This window comes from Micromonospora sp. RTBAU3-60 (assembly GCF_054963695.1).
The window spans coordinates 116423-133454 of the sequence record NZ_JBUEGB010000013.1; the positions used below are offsets into that span (position 1 = coordinate 116423).

At 73.4% G+C, this 17032-nt stretch carries 19 protein-coding genes; 10 read left to right on the forward strand and 9 right to left on the reverse strand.

Features of this window, described 5'->3' with window-relative positions; all coding sequences use genetic code 11:
* Positions 1 to 12: 12 nt before the first annotated feature.
* From ACY34I_RS15680 to ACY34I_RS15690, 3 genes are read right to left on the reverse strand one after another with little or no spacing between them, the layout of a single operon-like run.
* The gene (locus ACY34I_RS15680) at positions 13 to 729 is read right to left on the reverse strand and encodes a thymidine kinase (protein ID WP_148800635.1); all 717 of its coding nucleotides are present in this window, start codon (positions 727 to 729) and stop codon (positions 13 to 15) included.
* A gap of 54 nt (positions 730 to 783) precedes the next feature.
* Positions 784 to 2175, reverse strand: a complete 1392-nt coding sequence (locus tag ACY34I_RS15685; protein WP_462755765.1) for an MFS transporter — start codon at positions 2173 to 2175, stop codon at positions 784 to 786.
* 14 nt (positions 2176 to 2189) lie between these two features.
* Positions 2190 to 2957 (reverse strand): glycerophosphodiester phosphodiesterase, encoded by a 768-nt coding sequence (locus tag ACY34I_RS15690; RefSeq protein WP_462755766.1) that lies wholly within the window; start codon positions 2955 to 2957, stop codon positions 2190 to 2192.
* A 99-nt stretch (positions 2958 to 3056) separates the two neighbouring features.
* Between ACY34I_RS15690 and ACY34I_RS15695 the strand changes: the two genes are divergently transcribed.
* Complete coding sequence (locus tag ACY34I_RS15695) at positions 3057 to 3512, forward strand: helix-turn-helix domain-containing protein (RefSeq protein ID WP_462755767.1); 456 nt, start codon at positions 3057 to 3059, stop codon at positions 3510 to 3512.
* Positions 3505 to 3876: a DUF4180 domain-containing protein gene (locus ACY34I_RS15700; protein ID WP_462755768.1), complete on the forward strand. Its 372-nt coding sequence runs from the start codon at positions 3505 to 3507 to the stop codon at positions 3874 to 3876. The genes ACY34I_RS15695 and ACY34I_RS15700 overlap by 8 nt, the downstream gene beginning before the upstream one ends.
* 90 nt (positions 3877 to 3966) lie before the next feature.
* Here ACY34I_RS15700 and ACY34I_RS15705 read toward each other — a convergent pair whose 3' ends face one another.
* Positions 3967 to 4746, reverse strand: coding sequence for a lysophospholipid acyltransferase family protein (locus tag ACY34I_RS15705; protein ID WP_462755769.1), 780 nt, complete (start codon positions 4744 to 4746; stop codon positions 3967 to 3969).
* A 177-nt stretch (positions 4747 to 4923) separates the two neighbouring features.
* On the opposite strand from ACY34I_RS15705, the gene ACY34I_RS15710 reads away from it, so the two are divergent.
* Genes ACY34I_RS15710 through ACY34I_RS15720 form a run of 3 tightly spaced genes read left to right on the forward strand, consistent with a single transcriptional unit; the run spans position 4924 to position 8447 of the window.
* Positions 4924 to 6336 carry a cytochrome ubiquinol oxidase subunit I gene (locus ACY34I_RS15710; RefSeq protein ID WP_462755770.1) on the forward strand — a complete coding sequence of 471 codons (1413 nt, stop codon included), beginning with the start codon at positions 4924 to 4926 and terminating at the stop codon, positions 6334 to 6336.
* A gap of 14 nt (positions 6337 to 6350) precedes the next feature.
* Positions 6351 to 7349, forward strand: a complete 999-nt coding sequence (cydB, locus tag ACY34I_RS15715) for a cytochrome d ubiquinol oxidase subunit II (protein ID WP_462755771.1) — start codon at positions 6351 to 6353, stop codon at positions 7347 to 7349.
* Between the two features lie 60 nt (positions 7350 to 7409).
* Complete coding sequence (locus ACY34I_RS15720) at positions 7410 to 8447, forward strand: NAD(P)H-dependent flavin oxidoreductase (protein WP_462755772.1); 1038 nt, start codon at positions 7410 to 7412, stop codon at positions 8445 to 8447.
* A gap of 17 nt (positions 8448 to 8464) precedes the next feature.
* Here the strand turns inward: ACY34I_RS15720 and ACY34I_RS15725 are convergent, their stop codons facing one another.
* Positions 8465 to 9151, reverse strand: a complete 687-nt coding sequence (locus tag ACY34I_RS15725; protein WP_462755773.1) for a hypothetical protein — start codon at positions 9149 to 9151, stop codon at positions 8465 to 8467.
* Between the two features lie 187 nt (positions 9152 to 9338).
* On the opposite strand from ACY34I_RS15725, the gene ACY34I_RS15730 reads away from it, so the two are divergent.
* Entirely contained in the window at positions 9339 to 10067 is a 729-nt protein-coding gene (locus ACY34I_RS15730) for an SDR family oxidoreductase (RefSeq protein WP_462755774.1), read from the forward strand.
* A gap of 31 nt (positions 10068 to 10098) precedes the next feature.
* On the opposite strand, the gene ACY34I_RS15735 is transcribed toward ACY34I_RS15730, so the two are convergent.
* From ACY34I_RS15735 to ACY34I_RS15745, 3 genes are all read right to left on the reverse strand, one after another.
* Positions 10099 to 10221, reverse strand: a complete 123-nt coding sequence (locus ACY34I_RS15735) for an MFS transporter small subunit (RefSeq protein ID WP_255472309.1) — start codon at positions 10219 to 10221, stop codon at positions 10099 to 10101.
* Positions 10218 to 11636, reverse strand: a complete 1419-nt coding sequence (locus ACY34I_RS15740; protein WP_462755775.1) for an OFA family MFS transporter — start codon at positions 11634 to 11636, stop codon at positions 10218 to 10220. Before ACY34I_RS15740 ends, ACY34I_RS15735 begins: the two co-directional genes overlap by 4 nt.
* A gap of 147 nt (positions 11637 to 11783) precedes the next feature.
* On the reverse strand, positions 11784 to 12941 hold the full coding sequence (locus ACY34I_RS15745) for an FAD-dependent monooxygenase (protein ID WP_462755776.1): 1158 nt from the start codon (positions 12939 to 12941) through the stop codon (positions 11784 to 11786).
* A 68-nt stretch (positions 12942 to 13009) separates the two neighbouring features.
* Between ACY34I_RS15745 and ACY34I_RS15750 the strand changes: the two genes are divergently transcribed.
* On the forward strand, positions 13010 to 13639 hold the full coding sequence (locus ACY34I_RS15750; RefSeq protein WP_462755777.1) for a TetR/AcrR family transcriptional regulator: 630 nt from the start codon (positions 13010 to 13012) through the stop codon (positions 13637 to 13639).
* Positions 13640 to 13653: 14 nt separating this feature from the next.
* On the opposite strand, the gene ACY34I_RS15755 is transcribed toward ACY34I_RS15750, so the two are convergent.
* Positions 13654 to 15063, reverse strand: a complete 1410-nt coding sequence (locus tag ACY34I_RS15755) for an aminotransferase-like domain-containing protein (protein WP_462755778.1) — start codon at positions 15061 to 15063, stop codon at positions 13654 to 13656.
* Between ACY34I_RS15755 and ACY34I_RS15760 the strand changes: the two genes are divergently transcribed.
* The 3 genes from ACY34I_RS15760 to ACY34I_RS15770 all read left to right on the forward strand — a co-directional run bounded on the left by ACY34I_RS15760 (position 15062) and on the right by ACY34I_RS15770 (position 17030).
* Positions 15062 to 16000 (forward strand): DMT family transporter, encoded by a 939-nt coding sequence (locus ACY34I_RS15760; protein ID WP_462755779.1) that lies wholly within the window; start codon positions 15062 to 15064, stop codon positions 15998 to 16000. The two genes, ACY34I_RS15755 and ACY34I_RS15760, sit on opposite strands and share 2 nt — an antisense overlap.
* Before the next feature lie 164 nt (positions 16001 to 16164).
* Positions 16165 to 16614, forward strand: a complete 450-nt coding sequence (locus ACY34I_RS15765; protein WP_148804594.1) for a helix-turn-helix transcriptional regulator — start codon at positions 16165 to 16167, stop codon at positions 16612 to 16614.
* A 5-nt stretch (positions 16615 to 16619) separates the two neighbouring features.
* Positions 16620 to 17030, forward strand: a complete 411-nt coding sequence (locus ACY34I_RS15770; RefSeq protein WP_462755780.1) for a VOC family protein — start codon at positions 16620 to 16622, stop codon at positions 17028 to 17030.
* Positions 17031 to 17032: the final 2 nt, after the last annotated feature.

Below are 17032 nucleotides of genomic sequence, written 5' to 3' on the forward strand. Positions count from 1 at the left end.
GGCCCCGGCCGGTCAGCCGCGCGGGCCGAGGTCGCCGGAGCGGTAGTGCCGGCGGCAGAGGACCTGGTAGCGCACGTCGGCGTCGTCCACGGTGTCGCCGATGACGACCTGCTCGCCCTCGCGGACCACCCGCCCGTGGACGACGCGGGCGTTGAGCAGCCCCTCCCGGCCGCACCAGCAGAGCACCTCGACCTGGATGCGGGCCACCTCGTCGGCCAGCTCGAACAGCCGCTGGGCGGCCGGGAACAGGCAGGAGCGGAAGTCGGTGGCCAGGCCGAACGCGTACACGTCGACGTCGTAGTCGTCGACCAGCTCGGCCATCTGCTCCACGTGCTCGAGGTTGTAGAAGGACGCCTCGTCGCAGATCAGGTAGTCGACGCGTATCCCGTCGGCGAGCGCGTCGCGGACCAGGTCGCGCAGGTCGAGTGAGTCGGTGACCTCGATGGCGGCGTGCGCCAGGCCGATGCGGGTGGTGACCTGCGGGCCGAGCGACCGGTCGATGCGGGTGGTGACCAGGCCGCGGCGGCCCTGCCGGGCGTGGTTGTAGTTCATCTGCAGGGCCATCGTGGACTTGCCGCAGTCCATCGGCCCCCAGAAGAACTTCAGCGCGGCGGCGTGCAGCGGCCGCCCGTCGACGCCGCGCGCGGCGGCGCAGCCGCCGGCACGGTCGTCGCCGGAGCCGGAGAGGGGCCGGGCCAGGCAGATCGGGGCGGCGGCGTCGTCGGTCACGTCGGGGCAGCCTAGTCGATCGACCGCCCCCGATCAGGCCGGTGCGCCGCCGGCTTACAGCACCCGGGGCGGGGTGTTGCCGGCGGCGACGACGGCCCGGCGGATCGGCACCGCCGCGAGCAGCGCGAACCCGAGGACGAAGAAGATCAGCAGGGAGACCAGGCCCACCCGGTACGAGGCGGTGAGCTGGAACACCAGCCCGAAGGCGAGCGGTCCGAGCCAGCTGGTGCCCTTGTCGCTGATCTCGTAGAAGCCGTAGTACTCGCCTTCCTTTCCGGTGGGGATGAGCTGGCTGAACAGTGACCGGCTCAGCGCCTGGCTGCCGCCGAGCACCAGCCCGATGCAGCCGCCGAGCACCATGAACGGCAGTGGCGCCTCGGCGGGCAGCCGGAACGCGGCAATGATCACCGCGGTCCACAGCACCAGGGACAGCAGCACGGTCTTCCAGGCGCCGATGCGCCGGGCGAGGGCGCCGAGGGCGAGCGCCCCGCCGAAGGCGAGGAACTGCACCAGCAGGATCGTCACGATCAGGGTGCTCTGCTCGAGCTTCAGCTCCTCGGTGCCGTACTGGCTGGCCAGGGTGATGACGGTCTGGATGCCGTCGTTGTAGACCAGGAAGGCGAGCAGGAAGAACAGCGTCAGCGGGTACGCCTTGATCTCCCGCAGGGTGCGGCCGAGCTGCTTGAATCCGTCGGTGAGCACGTTGCCGCCGCCGTGCAGCGCCGCGGCGGTGGGGTGTTCGCGCAGCCAGCGCAGCGGCAGCAGGGTGAACGCGGCCCACCACACGCCGGCCGAGACGATGGACCAGCGGGCCAGGTCCAGGGTGCGCTGTGGGTTGCCCTCCTCGCTGAGCATGCTGACCGCGACCAGGTTCAGCGCGAGCAGCAGCCCGCCGCCGAGGTAGCCGATGGCCCAGCCGCGGCTGGAGATGGCGTCGCGGTCGTCGGGGCCGCCGAGTTGCGGCAGGAACGAGTTGTAGACCACGACGGCCGCGCCGAAGGAGATGTTGGCGATCAGGAACAGCGCCCCGCCGAGCAGGTACCGCTCGCCGGTGACGAAGGCGAACGCGATGGTCGCCCCGGCGCCGGTGAACGCCGCGGCGGCCAGCAGCCGTTTCTTGTGCGTCGACCGGTCGGCGATCGCTCCGATCACGGGCAGCACGAACACGGTGAGGAACACCGACAGCGAGATCAGGTACGGGTAGTAGGAGCCGGCGGCGACCCGGATGCCCAGCGGGTGCACGTACCCGTGGCAGCTGTCGGCGCCCAACTCGCAGCCGGCGGCCAGTTCGGTGACGGTGGTGAGGAACGGCCCGAGGAACACCGTGATCACGGTGGTCTGGAAGGCGGAGTTCGCCCAGTCGTAGAAGTACCAGCCGGTGCGTTCGCGGCGGGTGCTGCCCGGGCGGGCGGGCTCGGCGACGGCGGGGGTGACCGTTTCGGCCATCGGGGTCCTTCGATTCAGGCGGCCCAGTGGCCGCGGCTGCGGTAGACGTCGCGCAGCACGCCGACGTGATCGGTCATGATGCCATCCACACCAAGATCAAGTAAGTCGTGCATGTCGGCAGGTTCGTCGATCGTCCAGACGTGCACCTGCAACCCGAGCCGGTGGCAGTAGGCGAGGAACCGCCGGTCGACCACGGGGATGCGGCCGTACCGGACGGGGACCTGGGCGGCGACCACGGACGGGGGCAGCCGCAGCGGCCGCCCGTGCAGGGAGGCCATCCGCAGCCGGGCCACCGCGCGCATGCCGAGGCTGGTGGCGACCTTCGGCCCGGCCAGGGCGCGCAGCCGGGTCAGCCGGGCGTCGCTGAACGAGGCGAGCAGCACCCGGTCGGCGGCGCCGGCCCGGGTGACCGTGTCGACGGTCGGTTCGACGCCGCCGTCGGCCTTGACGTCGACGTTGAACCGGACCTCCGGCCAGGCGGCGAGCACCTCGTCGAGGCGGGGCACGACGGCGGCGCCGCCGACGCGTACCGAGGCGAGGTCGGCCCAGCGCAGGTCGGCGATGCGGCCCCGTTCGCCGGTGACCCGGCGCAGGGTGGCGTCGTGGAAGATCACCGGCACGCCGTCGGCGGTGGCGTGCACGTCGGTCTCCACGTACCGGTAGCCGAGGGCGATGGCGCGGGCGAACGCGGCGGCGGTGTTCTCGTCGCCGTCGGCCGCGCCGCCGCGGTGGGCGAAGGCCAGCGGCGCGGGGGCGTCCAGGTAGCCGTGACGGGGCTGCACGCCGGAAGTATGCCGCGCCTCGGTGGCGTCCCGGTGACAGGCCGACGTCGCCTCAACAAACTTCCCTAACCTTCCCTATCCTGCGTAGGATCGGGAACGATGAGTAATGACATGTACTCGGTGGAGCAGGTGGCCGAGCTGCTCGGGCTGCACGTACGCACCGTGCGCGGCTACATCCGCGCCGGCCGGCTGCGCGCGACGCGGATCGGCAAGCAGTACCGGATCTCCCGTGCCGACCTCGACGCGCTGACCGGACGGCCCGCGCCGGCGCCGCCCACCGGCGCACCGGCGCTGGAGGTGTCGAGCATCGTGCAGGTCGACGGTGTCGACCGGGCCGCCGCCGACCGGCTCGCCACGCTCGTGCTCGCCGGTGTCAACACCAACCACGACCCCACGCGCCCGCTGCGGGTGCAGACCGTCCACGACGAGGAGCGCCACCGTATGAAGATCATTGTGCTGGGCGACGCCGCCGCCACCGCTGACCTGCTGGGTCTGCTCGACGCGGTCCTGCACGGCGACAACGGCCTGCTCACGGGGGAGGCCGGCGATGCCTGACGTGCTCCAGGAGCGGGCCGGGGTGGCGGTGCTGGTGTGCGACCCGGCGGGGCCGCCGGTGACCACCACCGATCAGGCCCTCGACCTGATCGGTGGCGCGGCCTTCGGCGGCGCCGAGGTGGTGGCCGTGCCGGCGGACCGGCTCGACCCGCGCTTCTTCTCCCTCGGCACCCGCTTCGCCGGGGAGATCATGCAGAAGTTCGTCAACTACCGGCTGCGGCTGGTGGTCGTCGGGGACATCACCGGGCACCTCGCGGCCAGCGCGGCGCTGCGCGCCCTGGTGGCCGAGTCCAACCGCCACGACCACGTCTGGTTCGTACCCGATCTGGCCGCGCTCGACGCCCGGCTGACCGCCACCACCTGACCGCTTCGCCCCGCGTCGTGCGGTGCGGGGCGCGGGCGGTTCCGGGCATCAGCTCCGGTCGGGGCAGCAGGGCCAGCGGCCCCGCGTCGGTCAACGGCTCGGCCTGCGGCGGCGGTGGGCGCGGGCCGTGTCGGCCGGGCGGCCGGGGTCGACGTGGCGGGGCCAGTACGGCTCGTCGGGGCGCAGCGGCGCCAGGTTGTCGGTGATCGCGTCGATGATCCGATCGGTGGCCCGCCGGGCGGCGCCGGGCGTGCCGGGATCGAGGTGGCTCAGGACCACCGGGGTGCCGAAGTGCACCCGGATCACCGGTCGCCGCACGACCGCCCGGGCGACGGCCCGCAGCAGGCCCTTGGGCGCCCGGTACGGCAGCACCTCGTGGGAGCCCCACTGGGCGACCGGCAGGACCGGGGCGCCGCTGGCGAAGGCGAGCCGGGCGGCGCCGGTCTTGCCGCGTTCGGGCCACATTCCCGGGTCCAGCCCGATGCGCCCCTCCGGATACAGCAGCACCACCGAGCCGCCGGCCACGGCCGCGGCGGCGGCGTCCAGGGACTGGTGCACGGCGCTGGTGCCCCGGTCGACGCGGATGTGCCCAGCGCGGCGCATCAGCGGGCCGATGACGGGGGCGCGGAACAGCCCGCCGGTGGCCATGATCCGCGGGGCGACGCCTCGGGTCCGGCAGGCGGCGGTGAGGACCACGGGGTCGAAGGGGTTGATGTGGTTGGCGGCGAGGATCAGCGGCCCGTGGCGCAGGTCGGCCGGCACCTCGCCGGTGACCTCGAGGCGGCCGAGCAGGCCGACGACGCCGCGGGCGAGCAGTTGCGCGGCGCGCCACAGCAGCGGCGCCCGCCAAGGGGTGGTCGGGGTGTCCATCAGTGCTGGATGGTCGCACGTGTCGGGGTGGGCGCGAGACCCGATCCCGGGTCGGGTGGCCGAGGTGATCAGGGTCATTGGTCCCGGGGCGGGTCGGGCCCCCCGGCCCTGCCGATTCGTCTACGACGCCGAGTAGTATTTACTACGTCTCGTAGTACGCACAGCTGGGGGTTTCAGGTGGACGCGTTGGACGTCGCCCGCTGGCAGTTCGGTGTCACCACCGTCTATCACTTTCTCTTCGTGCCGTTGACCATCGGCCTGTCCGTGCTGGTGGCCATCCTGCAGACCATGTGGCACCGCACCGGCAAGGAGCGCTACCTCAAGCTCACCAAGTTCTACGGCAAGCTCTTCCTCATCAACTTCGCGATGGGCGTGGTCACCGGCATCGTGCAGGAATTCCAGTTCGGGATGAACTGGAGCGACTACTCCCGGTTCGTCGGGGACATCTTCGGCGCGCCCCTCGCCATCGAGGCGCTGGTCGCGTTCTTCCTCGAGTCGACCTTCATCGGGCTGTGGATCTTCGGCTGGGACCGGCTGCCCAAGCGGCTGCACCTGGCCGCCATCTGGGCCGCCGCGATCGGCACCAACCTGTCCGCGTACTTCATCCTGGCCGCGAACTCGTTCATGCAGAACCCCGTCGGGTACCGGGTCAACCCGGCCACCGGCCGGGCCGAGCTGACCGACTTCTTCGCCGTGCTCACCAACAAGGTCGCCCTGATCACCTTCCCGCACACCCTGTCCGGGGCGTTCCTGGTCGCCGGGTCGCTGATCGTCGCCGTCGGCCTGTGGCACCTCATCCGCAACCGCGGCAGCGCCGACACCGACGCCTACCGCTTCGCCAGCAAGTTCGGCTCCTGGGTGGTGCTCATCTCCTCGGCCATGGTGCTGCTCACCGGCGACATCCAAGGCAAGATCATGACCGAGGTGCAGCCGATGAAGATGGCCGCCGCCGAGGGCCTCTACACCACCGAGAGCCCCGCCTCGTTCTCCGTGCTCACCGTCGGCAGCCTCGACGGCAGCCGCGAGGTCTTCGCCCTCAAGATCCCGTACCTGCTGTCGTTCCTCGGCACCGGCGACCCCCACGGCACCGTGCAGGGCATCAACGACCTGCAGGCCCAGTACGCCGCCCAGTACGGCGCCGGCAGCTACACCCCGATCATCCCGGTCACCTACTGGAGCTTCCGGTTCATGATCGCCCTCGGGCTGGCCGCCGCCGCGATCGCCCTGCTCGTGCTCTGGACCCAGCGCAAGGGCCGCACCCCGCGCAGCAGGTGGCTGCTGCGCGCCGGCCTGGTCATGCCGCTGCTGCCGCTGCTGGCGAACTCGTTCGGGTGGATCTTCACCGAGATGGGCCGCCAGCCGTGGATCGTCTTCGGTGAGATGCTCACCCGCAACGGCGTGTCCCGCAGCGTCTCGCTGACCGAGGTGCTCACCTCGTTCACCGCGTTCACCCTCATCTACGCCACCCTCGCCGTGGTCGAGTTCAAGCTGCTGGTCCGCTACGCCAAGGCCGGGGTGCCCGACGTCACCCCGCAGCCCGTGGACGACGACACCGACGACGCCGAGCGCCCACTGGCGTTCGCCTACTGACCCCGGAGCCCATCGTGGAACTGACCACCGTCTGGTTTCTCCTCGTCGCCGTGCTGTTCACCGGCTACTTCATCCTCGAAGGCTTCGACTTCGGTGTGGGCATGCTGCTGCCCGTCCTCGGCCGCGACGACCGGGAACGCCGCGTCCTGATCAACACCATCGGCCCGGTGTGGGACGGCAACGAGGTGTGGCTGATCACCGCCGGCGGCGCCATGTTCGCCGCCTTCCCCGAGTGGTACGCCACCCTCTTCTCCGGCTTCTACCTGCCGCTGCTGCTGATCCTGCTCGCCCTGATCGCCCGTGGCGTCGCCTTCGAATACCGGCAGAAGCGTCCCGAGGCGTCCTGGAAGCGCCGCTGGGACCGGGCCATCTTCTTCGGCTCGCTGCTGCCGGCGATCCTGTGGGGTGTGGCCTTCGCCAACATCCTGCGCGGGGTGCCGCTGTCGGCCGACCACGAGTACGTCGGCGGCCTGCTCGACCTGCTCAACCCGTACGCCCTGCTCGGCGGGGTGACCACCCTGGGCCTGTTCCTCACCCACGGCGCGGTGTTCCTCGCCCTGAAGACCACCGGCGAGATCCGGGAGCGGGCCGGCGCCCTGGCCGTCAAGCTCGGCGCCGGCACCGCCGTGGTGGCGGTGGCCTTCCTGGCCTGGACCCTCAGCATCCGCTCCAGCGCGGCCGCCGTCGTGCTCGCCGCCGGCGCCACCCTCGCCCTGCTCGGTGGTCTCGCCGCCGCCCGGGTACGCCGGGAGGGCTGGGCGTTCACCGGCACCGCCGTGGCGATCGGCCTGGCCGTGGCGACTCTGTTCGCCGCGCTGTTCCCGAACGTGCTGCCGTCCACCCTGGACGCCGCCGGCACCCTGACCGCCAGCAACGCCGCGTCCACCCCGTACACCCTGAAGATCATGACCTGGGTAGCCGTGGTGTTCACCCCGATCGTGCTGGCCTACCAGGGCTGGACCTACTGGGTGTTCCGCAAGCGAATCGGGGTGGCCAACATCCCGCAGCACTGAGCGCCGACGCGGGGGCCCGGGCAACCCGTCGCCCCGGCCCCCGCGCACTACAGTGACCCTGTGACCGGTGAACCGTGGACCCACCTGTTCGGCAGCGCGACCCCGGTCGTCGGCGCCCCGCTGGGCGGCGGCGCCACCACCCCGGCCCTGGTGCGGGCCGTCACCGCGGCCGGCGGCTTCGGCTTCCTCCCCGCCGGCTACAAGACCCCCGACGCGCTCGCCGCCGACCTGGCCGACCTGCACGCCACCGGCACCCCCTACGGGGTGAACCTGTTCGTGCCCGGCCCCCGCGAGATCGACGAAACCGCCTTCCGCCGGTACGCCCGGCAGATCGCCGCCGAGGGCGAACCGTACGGCCTCGACCTGGCCGACGCGCCGCTGGTCCACGACGACGACCACTGGGCCGACAAGATCGACCTGCTGGTGCGGCACCCGGTGCCGGTGGTCAGCTTCACCTTCGGGCTGCCCGACCCGGCGGCGCTGGCCGCACTGCGCCGCGCCGGCTCCCGGCTGCTGGTCACCGTCACCTCCGTCGCCGAGGCGCTCGCCGCCCGCGACCTCGGCGTCGACGGGCTGGTCGCCCAGGGCACCGAGGCGGGCGGGCACAGCGGCACCCACACCCCGCGCCGGCCCGCCCCGCCCACCTCCACCCGGCCCCTCGTCCGCGACGTCGCCGCGGCCACCGGGCTTCCGGTGGTGGCCGCCGGCGGCGTCGCCGGCCCCGCCGACGTCCGTGACCTGCTCGCCGCCGGCGCGAGCGCGGTCGCGGTCGGCACGCTGCTGCTGCGCACCGACGAGAGCGGCGCCAGCCGCACCCACCGCGACGCCCTGGCCGACCCGGCCCGCACCAGCACCGTGCTCACCCGCGCCTTCACCGGCCGGCCCGCGCGGGGGCTGCGCAACACCTTCATCGACCGGTACGAGCCGGTCGCGCCGCTCGGCTACCCGGAGCTGCACCACCTGACCCGGGGCATGCGCGCGGCGGCCGCCGCGGCCGGGCACCCGGACCGGGTGCACCTGTGGGCCGGCACCGGCTACCGGCACGCCGCCACCGGCCCGGCCGCGGCCGTGGTCGAGCGGCTGACCGCCGCGCTCTGACCGCCGGCCCCGCCGGCTCAGTGCGCCTCGCGCAGCTCCGCCAGCCGGGCCTCGATCTCCGCCAGCTCGGCGCGCAGCTTCTCCGCCTGCTGCTCCGCCTCCGCCCGCTCCGCGGCCAGGATCTGCTCCACCGCCTCCTGCACCCCCGGCACGTCCACCAGCGCCACCATCCGCAGCGCCTCCGCCGGCTTCACCACGTACGGCTTCGCCAGGGCCTTCGCGCCCTGCTGCGCCGCCACCGTCCACTCACCCTCGGCGTAGGCAAGGGTGACCGTCAGCCCGGCCGGGCTCTTCGGCTTCGCCGCCTTCACCGCCCGGCGCGCCGGCTTGCTCTCCACCTGCTGCTCCAGCTTCGGCTCCTCCCGGCGCTGCGCCGGCACCGGCACCGGCGGCGTGTCCAGCACGAACTCGGGCTCCGCCGGCGCGGGCACCTCCTCGACCTCCGGCTTCGGCTCGGCCGGCTTGCGACCCGCGCCGCGCGGCGCGATCGCCACGTCGGCGGGGGAGAAGGGCAGCTCGTCTCGGCCGAACCGCACCACCACGAATTCCTCGGAGACCTCCGGATCGGTCAGCTCGATCACCTGACCGATTTGGCCGGCCATCTGACCCGCCGCCGCGGTGAACACCACCTTCGGTTTCCGGCCCGCGGCCAACGCCTCCCGGATCCCGTGCACCTCGTCAGTGGACAAACCCTGGCCCGCCATCACAGCCCTCTTCCGTACACACGTTTGATTGCAGCCTTGATACCAGCCGCCTGCGACACGACGAAGATCAGCCCCCCGGTCTCAGCGCCCACCGCGCGCGCCGCGTCACGTGATCTTCCCCTCGCGGCCGGGACGCGCCGGCCACGGTAACGTCGGCCCAGCAGCCACGGCAGGGGAGAGGCACACATTGGATCCCGTCACCATCGTCACCGGCGGTAGCCGCGGGATCGGCGCCGCCACCGCCCGCCGCCTCGCCGCCGCCGGGCATCACGTCGCCATCGCATACCGCCGCGACCACGACGCCGCCGCGGCCGTCGTCGCCGACGTCGAGGCCGCCGGCCGCCGCGGCGTCGCCGTGGCCGCCGACACCACCGACCCCGACCAGGTCGCCGCCCTGTTCGACGCCGCCGCCGACCTCGGCCCCCTCACCGGCCTGGTCAACAACGCAGGCGTCACCAGCCCGATCGGGCCGTTCACCGAGCTGCGCTTCGACGACCTGCGCCGGGTCGTCGACGTCAACCTCATCGGCTACGTCCTGTGCGCGCAGCAGGCGGCCCGCCGGATGACCCGCGGCAGCGCCATCGTCAACGTCTCCTCCTCCGCCGCCACCCTCGGCAGCCCCGGGGAATACATCCACTACGCGGCCGTCAAGGCCGCCACCGACACCCTCACCGTCGGCCTGGCCAAGGAACTCGCCCCGCACGGCATCCGGGTCAACGCCGTCGCCCCCGGCATCATCCGCACCGACATCCACGCCGTCTCCGGCGTGCCCGACCGCCCGGACAGCGCCGCCGGACGCATCCCGCTGGGCCGCGCCGGCGAACCCGACGAGATCGCCGGCGCCATCGCCTTCCTCCTCGGCCCGGACGCCTCCTACACCACCGGCGCCGTCCTGCGCGTCGCCGGCGGCCTCTGACCCCACGGGGCCCGGGCCGCCCGTGCTCACCTCAGCTGGTGAACAGCTTCGCCGCGGTGATCACCGTCTGCGCCACCCCGTACCCCAGCAGCACCGACACCACCAGCCAGGAGACCACCAGCCGGACCTGCTGCCCACGCGGGTTGCCGTTCATCGCGTACCGCTCCTCTCCGCCGTCGCCGGCTCGTCCTCGACCACGTTCCGGCCCGTCGCCGGTTCGTGGAACCGCTGCGGCACCGGCCGGATCAACAGGTTCGCGACGAACCCGACCGCCAGCACCCCGACCATCGTGAACAGCGCCGGCCGGTACGCCGCCGCCGTCAGCGTCCCCGGCTTGCCCTGGGCGTCGAGGAACCCGTTCACGATCAGCGGCCCGGCCACCCCCGCCGCCGACCACGCCGTCAGCAGCCGACCGTGGATCGCCCCCACCTGGAACGTGCCGAACAGGTCCCGCAGGTAGGCCGGCACCGTCGCGAACCCGCCGCCGTAGAACGACAGGATCACGCACGCCAGCAGCACGAACAGCGCCGTGGCCGCGTGCCCGACCAGGGCCAGCAGCACGTACAGCACCATGCCGACACCCAGGTACACCAGGTAGATCGGCCTGCGGCCGATCACGTCCGACGTCGACGACCACACGAACCGGCCCGCCATGTTGAACAGCGACAGCAGCCCCACGAACCCGCCGGCCGCCGCCACCGACACCGACGACGTCCCGCCGTCGCGGAAGAAGTCCTGGATCATCGGGCTCGCCTGCTCCAGGATCCCGATGCCGGCGGTCACGTTGCAGAACAGCACCACCCACAGCAACCAGAACGCGCGGGTCTTCACCGCGTTCGCCGCCGACACGCTCGCCGTGGTCACCAGCGGTCGCCGCGCCACCCGCGCCGGGTCGAACCCCGCCGGCCGCCAGTCCGCCGCCGGCACCCGCACGTTGAACACCCCGAACATCATGATCACGAAGTAGCCGATGCCCAACGTCACGAACAACCACACCAGCGCCGACCCCGACGCCGTCGAGGCCGCGTTCGCCGGGTCGTACCCGGAGTCGTAGAACGACAGCAACTGCCGGGACAGGGGAGAGGCCACCATCGCCCCACCACCGAACCCCATGATCGCCAGTCCCGTGGCCAGGCCCGGCCGGTCCGGGAACCACTTGATCAACGTGGAGACGGGGGAGATGTAGCCGATCCCCAGGCCGATCCCGCCCAGCACCCCGTACCCGAGGTACAGCAGCCACAACTGCCGCGTCGCGATGCCCAGCGCACCGACCAGGAACCCGGCCGCCCAGAAACACGCGGAGACAAACATCGCCTTACGCGGCCCGTTCGCCTCCACCCAGGTGCCCGCCACCGCCGCGGACAACCCCAGCATCACGATCGCGATGCTGAAGATCACCCCGACCGCCGTCTGGCTGGCGCCGAAATGAGCGATCAGCGAGTTCTTGTACACGCTGGTGGCGTAGACCTGCCCGATGCAGAGGTGGATCGCCAACGCCGCCGGCGGAATCAGCCAACGGCTGTACCCGGGCGGCGCGACGGTGTGCCGACGATCGAGTGCGGAAAGCATGCTGCTTCCTCTCCGGAAGGGGCCGAGAAACGTGCTCCTACATGCCCCCGCCGCACTCCGCAGGCAAACCCGCCGCGCGCCGGACGGTCGAAACGGTGAGCCGAACGGTCACCCGACTCTCCCGGCCCCGCCTGCGGCGGCGCCTGGTCAGGCGGGCGGCTGCCAGTCCGCGTACCGGGCCATCGACCGCAGCGCCACGCGCGCCGGGGTCAGCCGCAGCAGCACGTTGCGGAGCGCCACCGCCGCGGGATGGCGCAGTTGCTGGCCGAACCGCCCGGCCCGCCACGACGCCACGGCGACCGCCTGGCTGCGGGCCCGACGCTGCCGGTCGTACGCCGCCAGCGCGGCGGGCACCTCACCGCCGGGTACCCCCGCGCAGACCGCGCCGAGGGTGACCGCGTCCTCGATCGCCTGGCAGGCGCCCTGCCCCAGGTTGGGGGTCATCGCGTGCGCCGCGTCCCCCAACAGCGCCACCCGGCCCCGCACGTACGACGGCAGCGGCGCGCCGAGCTGGTAGATGTCGTTGCGCAGCACCGCCTCGGGTGGGGTCGCCGCGAGCAGCGCCGGGATCGGGTCATGCCAGGACCCGAAGCGCTGCCGCACCGCCGCCAGCTCGTCCGGCGCCCGCCCGCCGGGCGGGGCCAGGACCGCGCCGAACCAGTAGACCCGGCCACCGCCGATCGGGATCATCCCGAACTCAGTGCCCGGCCCCCAGCTGACCGCGGCGGGAACCGCCGTCGGGAAGTCGACCACCCCCCGCCACGCGGTGCTGCCCACGTACACCGGGGGCGGGGCGCCCTGCCACAGCCGGGCGCGCAGCGCGCTGCGCAGACCGTCGGCGCCGACCACCAGGTCGGCGCGCAGTTCGGCGGGCTCGCCGTGCCGGCGGTACCGGACCTCCCCGCCATCCGGGTCCACCTCCGACACCTCGGCGCCGGTGTGCAGCGCCTCGGCCGGCAGCGCCTCGCGCAGGATGCGGTGCAGGTCCGCGCGGTGCACACCCACCGCCGTGGCGCCGAGCACCCCGGTCAGCGCCGCGGCGTCCATCCGGGACAGCCACCGTCCGTCCGAGGTGCGCAACCCGCCCGGCGTCTCGAGGTGCCCCCGCGAGCGCACCGCGGACCCGAGCCCGAGCGCGTCCAACCCCCGCAGCGCGTTGGCCATCAGCGTCAGTCCCGCGCCGACCTCGCCGAGTTGGCCGGCGCGTTCGAGCACGGTCACCCGCCAGCCCCGGCGGTGCAGGGCCACCGCCGCCGCGAGCCCGCCGATGCCCCCGCCGACCACGACCGCCCGCGCCCCACCCATCCCGCCCACCCCTTCTACACCTGTAGAAGCGATACTACGACAGGGGAACCAGATGGAGGGAGGGGCGCGTGGCCGACCGCGGCAACCGGGTGGCGCTGCTGGCCGACACGGCCATCGACCTGCTCGCCGAAGGGGGCATGCGAGCCCTGACCCACCGGGCGGTCGACACCCGCGCCGGCCTGCCGCTCGGCACCACCTCCGCCTACCTGCGCACCCGGCAGGCGCTGATCCAGGCGGTGGTGCAGCGGCTGGCCGACCTCGACCGCGTCGACCTCACCGACCACGAGCTGCCCGCCGACGCGCCACCACGCCGGCCGCAGCGACCGCTCACCGCCACCGACCTCGACCAGCTCGCCGCGGCGACCGGCGACCTGCTCGACCAGTGGCTCACCGCCGGACGCCACCGCACCCTGGCCCGCTACGCCTGCCTGCTGGAAGCCACCCACCGCCCCGAACTGCGATCGATCCTCCAACACGGCACCGTCCTGCGGGCACAGGCCCGCGACCTGCTCACCCGCGCCGGCGCCCCCGACCCGCGCCGGCAGGGCGACCAGTTCATCGCGTTCGTCGACGGGCTGCTCTTCGACCGGCTGGTCGGCGCCGGCGCCCTCAGCGCCCCCGAGCCCGGCACACCGGCCAGCCGAGCCGACCTCAGCCACGCCGTCCGCACCCTGCTGCTCGCCTTCACCGGCCGCTGACCACGGCCGAAACATCACGCCGGCGGTCTCGGCTTCTGCCCAACAGCGCGAGCGAGACGACGCACCGCCTCGTCCATCAGATCGGGTGGGGCCGCGGCGTAGGTCAGGCGCAGGTGCGGCGCCGGCGGCTCGGCCGCGTACCACGGGCGGCCGGGGAAGACGACGACGCCTTCGGTGGCCGCCGCGGCGGCCACCGCGACGTCGTCGGCGCCGTCGGGCAGCCGGACCCACAGGTGCAGGCCACCGCGGGGGACCACCGGTGGGACGAGCCCCGGCAGGTGCCGGCGCAGCCCGGCCAGCAGCGCCTCCCGCCGGGCCCGCAGCGCGGTACGCAGGCCGCGACGGTGCCGCGCCCAGGCCGGCGCGGTGACGAACTCCAACGCGGCCTGCTGCAGCGGACCGGCGACGAAGAAGTCGTCGAGCAACCGGGCCGAACGCAGCCGGGCGCCGGCCGGCCCCCGGGCACCGATCGCGGCGACCCGCAGGCCGGGTGCGGCGGACTTGGTCAGTGAGCGCAGATAGATGACATGCCCGTCCGGGTCGTCGGCGGCCAGCGGCGGCGGGGCCGCCGCGTCGACGGTGAGGTCCCGGCCGTAGTCGTCCTCGATCAGGAACGCCCCGGCCTCGCGTACGGCGTCGGCGACCGCGGCCCGGCGGTGGGCCGCCAGTGTCGCACCGGTCGGGTTGGCGTAGAGCGGCTGACAGTAGAACAGTCGCGCGCCGGTCCGGGCGAACGCGGCGGCGAGCAGGTCGGGCCGTACGCCGTCGGCGTCGGCGGGCACCGGCACGACCCGCAGCCCGGCCGCCCGGGCGGCGGCCAGGGCGCCCAGGTAGGTCGGCGACTCGACGAGCACGGTGTCGCCGGGCACGGTGAGCGCCCGCAACGCCGTCGACAGCGCGGCCTGACCGCCGGGGCAGATCACCATGTCGTCGGCGCGCAGCCCGGTCCCGGCCTCGCGGGCGAACCAGGCGCGCAGATCCGCACGCCCCTCGACCGGTCCCCGCTGCCACGACGCGGGCTGCCGGGCGGCGCGGGTGAGCGCCGCGCCCAGCGCGGCGGCCGGCTGCAGATCCGCGTCCAGGTAGCCGCCGGACAGCGGGATCGCCCCTGCCGGCGGTAACGCCAGCAGCGCCTGCATCTCCTCCCCGCCTGGCCGGCCGGGGCCGAGCGCGACGGTCTGCCAGGACAGGTCGGGGGCGCGCCGCTCGTCCGGCGGGGCGGCCACGAAGGTGCCCCGGCCGGATCGGGTCTCGACCAGCCCCTGCGCCACCAGCTGCCGGATCGCCTCGGCGACGGTGACCGGCGAGGCCTGGTGCCGGGCGGTCAACTCGCGGACCGAGGGCAGCCGGGTGCCGGGATCCGCGGCCGCCACGAGCCCACGCAGATCTTGGATAACACGCTCGGCTGCATTACCGTAACTCATGAAGGATCAAAGTAGCGCTACTGCCGCCAGCACGGTAACAGCGGACCGGATCATCGGCCTCACCCTCGGCGCGCTGGGGGTGCTCGCCTTCAGCATGTCGCTGCCGGCCACCCGCGTCGCCGTCCAGCAACTCGACCCCTGGTTCGTCGCCTTCGGTCGAGCCACCGGCGCCGCGCTGCTGGCCTGGGCGTACCTGCGCCTCACCGGCGCGCCCCGACCCACCCGCGACCAGTGGCGGCGGCTGTCCATCGTCGCCCTCGGCGTCGTCGTCGGCTTCCCACTGTTCACCTCGCTGGCCCTCATCACCCAGACCTCCGCGCATGGCGCGGTCGTCATCACCGTGCTGCCCGCCACGACCGCCGTGTTCGCGGTGCTGCGGGCCGGCGAACGCCCGCCGCCGCTGTTCTGGGCCGCGAGCGCCGGTGGGCTGCTGGCCGTGCTCACCTTCCTCGGCGCCAGCGGCGCCGTCCACGGCGCCCTGTCCCTGGCCGACCTGTCCCTGCTCGCGGCGGTCGCGCTCTGCGGCCTCGGGTACGCCGAGGGCGGCGCGCTCGCCCGCGAACTCGGCGGCGCCCGGACCATCTGTTGGGCGCTGCTGCTCTCGCTGCCCGTCACCGCGCCCATCACGGCCGTCGCCGCCGTGGCCGACCCCCCGCACGCCGACGCCGCCGCCTGGTCGGCGTTCGGCTACCTCACCGCGGTGTCCATGTTCCTGGGCTTCTTCGCCTGGTACGCGGGCCTGGCCCGGGGCGGCATCGCGCAGGTCGGCCAGATCCAGCTCGCCCAACCGGTGCTCACCCTGGTCTGGTCGGCGCTGCTGCTCGGCGAGAGCGTCACCCCGGCCTCGGTCGCGGCCGCCCTGGTGGTGCTGGTCTGCGTCGTCCTGACCCAACGCACCCGCCATCGCACCCCGACCCCCGCGGTCGCAAAGACCTGACCACCGACGGCCAGGCGGGGGAGAAGAACCGTCAAGGCGGGGTCCGCCACAACGGGCGCCGCGAGCGGGTCAACGGACAGCCGGGCGACCACCGGGAGGAACCAGACACACGGCCGGGTGGGAACGTTGGGCAAACCCCGCCACCACGTGGCACGATCACGCAGGTGAGCAGCCGACCCGACCTCACGCAGCACCTGCGCGACCTCGCACTGCTGCGTCGCGTCCGCGACCGGATCGACCGCGAATACGCGCAGCCGCTGAACGTCGAGGCGCTCGCCCGCGGCGTGCACATGTCGGCCGGACACCTCAGCCGCCAGTTCCGCCTCGCCTACGGCGAGTCGCCGTACTCCTACCTGATGACCCGGCGCATCGAGCGCGCCATGGCGCTGCTGCGCCGCGGCGACCTCAGCGTCACCGAGGTCTGCTTCGCCGTCGGCTGCTCGTCCCTGGGCACCTTCAGCACCCGCTTCACCGAGCTGGTCGGTGTGCCCCCGAGCACCTACCGCACCCAAACCGCCCACGTGACGGCGGAGATGCCACCGTGCCTCGCCAAACAGGTGACCAGACCGATCAGGAATCGAGAAGCCCCGGTCACGGAGCCGCACCTAGCCTGACAGCCATGGACATCAGCATTCACTACGCCTTCCTCCCGCACACCGACGCCGACGCCGCCCTGGCCTTCTACCGCGACACCCTCGGCTTCGAGCTGCGCAACGACGTCGGATACAGCGGAATGCGCTGGCTCACCGTCGGTCCCCCCAACCAGCCGGGCACATCCATCGTCCTGCACCCACCGGCGGCCGACCCCGGCATCACCGACGACGAGCGCCGCACCATCCTCGAACTGATCGCCAAGGGCAGCTACACCGCCATCACCCTGGCCACCCACGACCTCGACGGCGTCTTCGACCGGCTGCAGGCCAGCGGCGCCAACGTCGTCCAGGAGCCCACCGAGCAGCCGTACGGCGTCCGCGACTGCGCCTTCCGCGATCCCACCGGCAACCTGATCCGCATCAACCAGCTGCGCTGAAA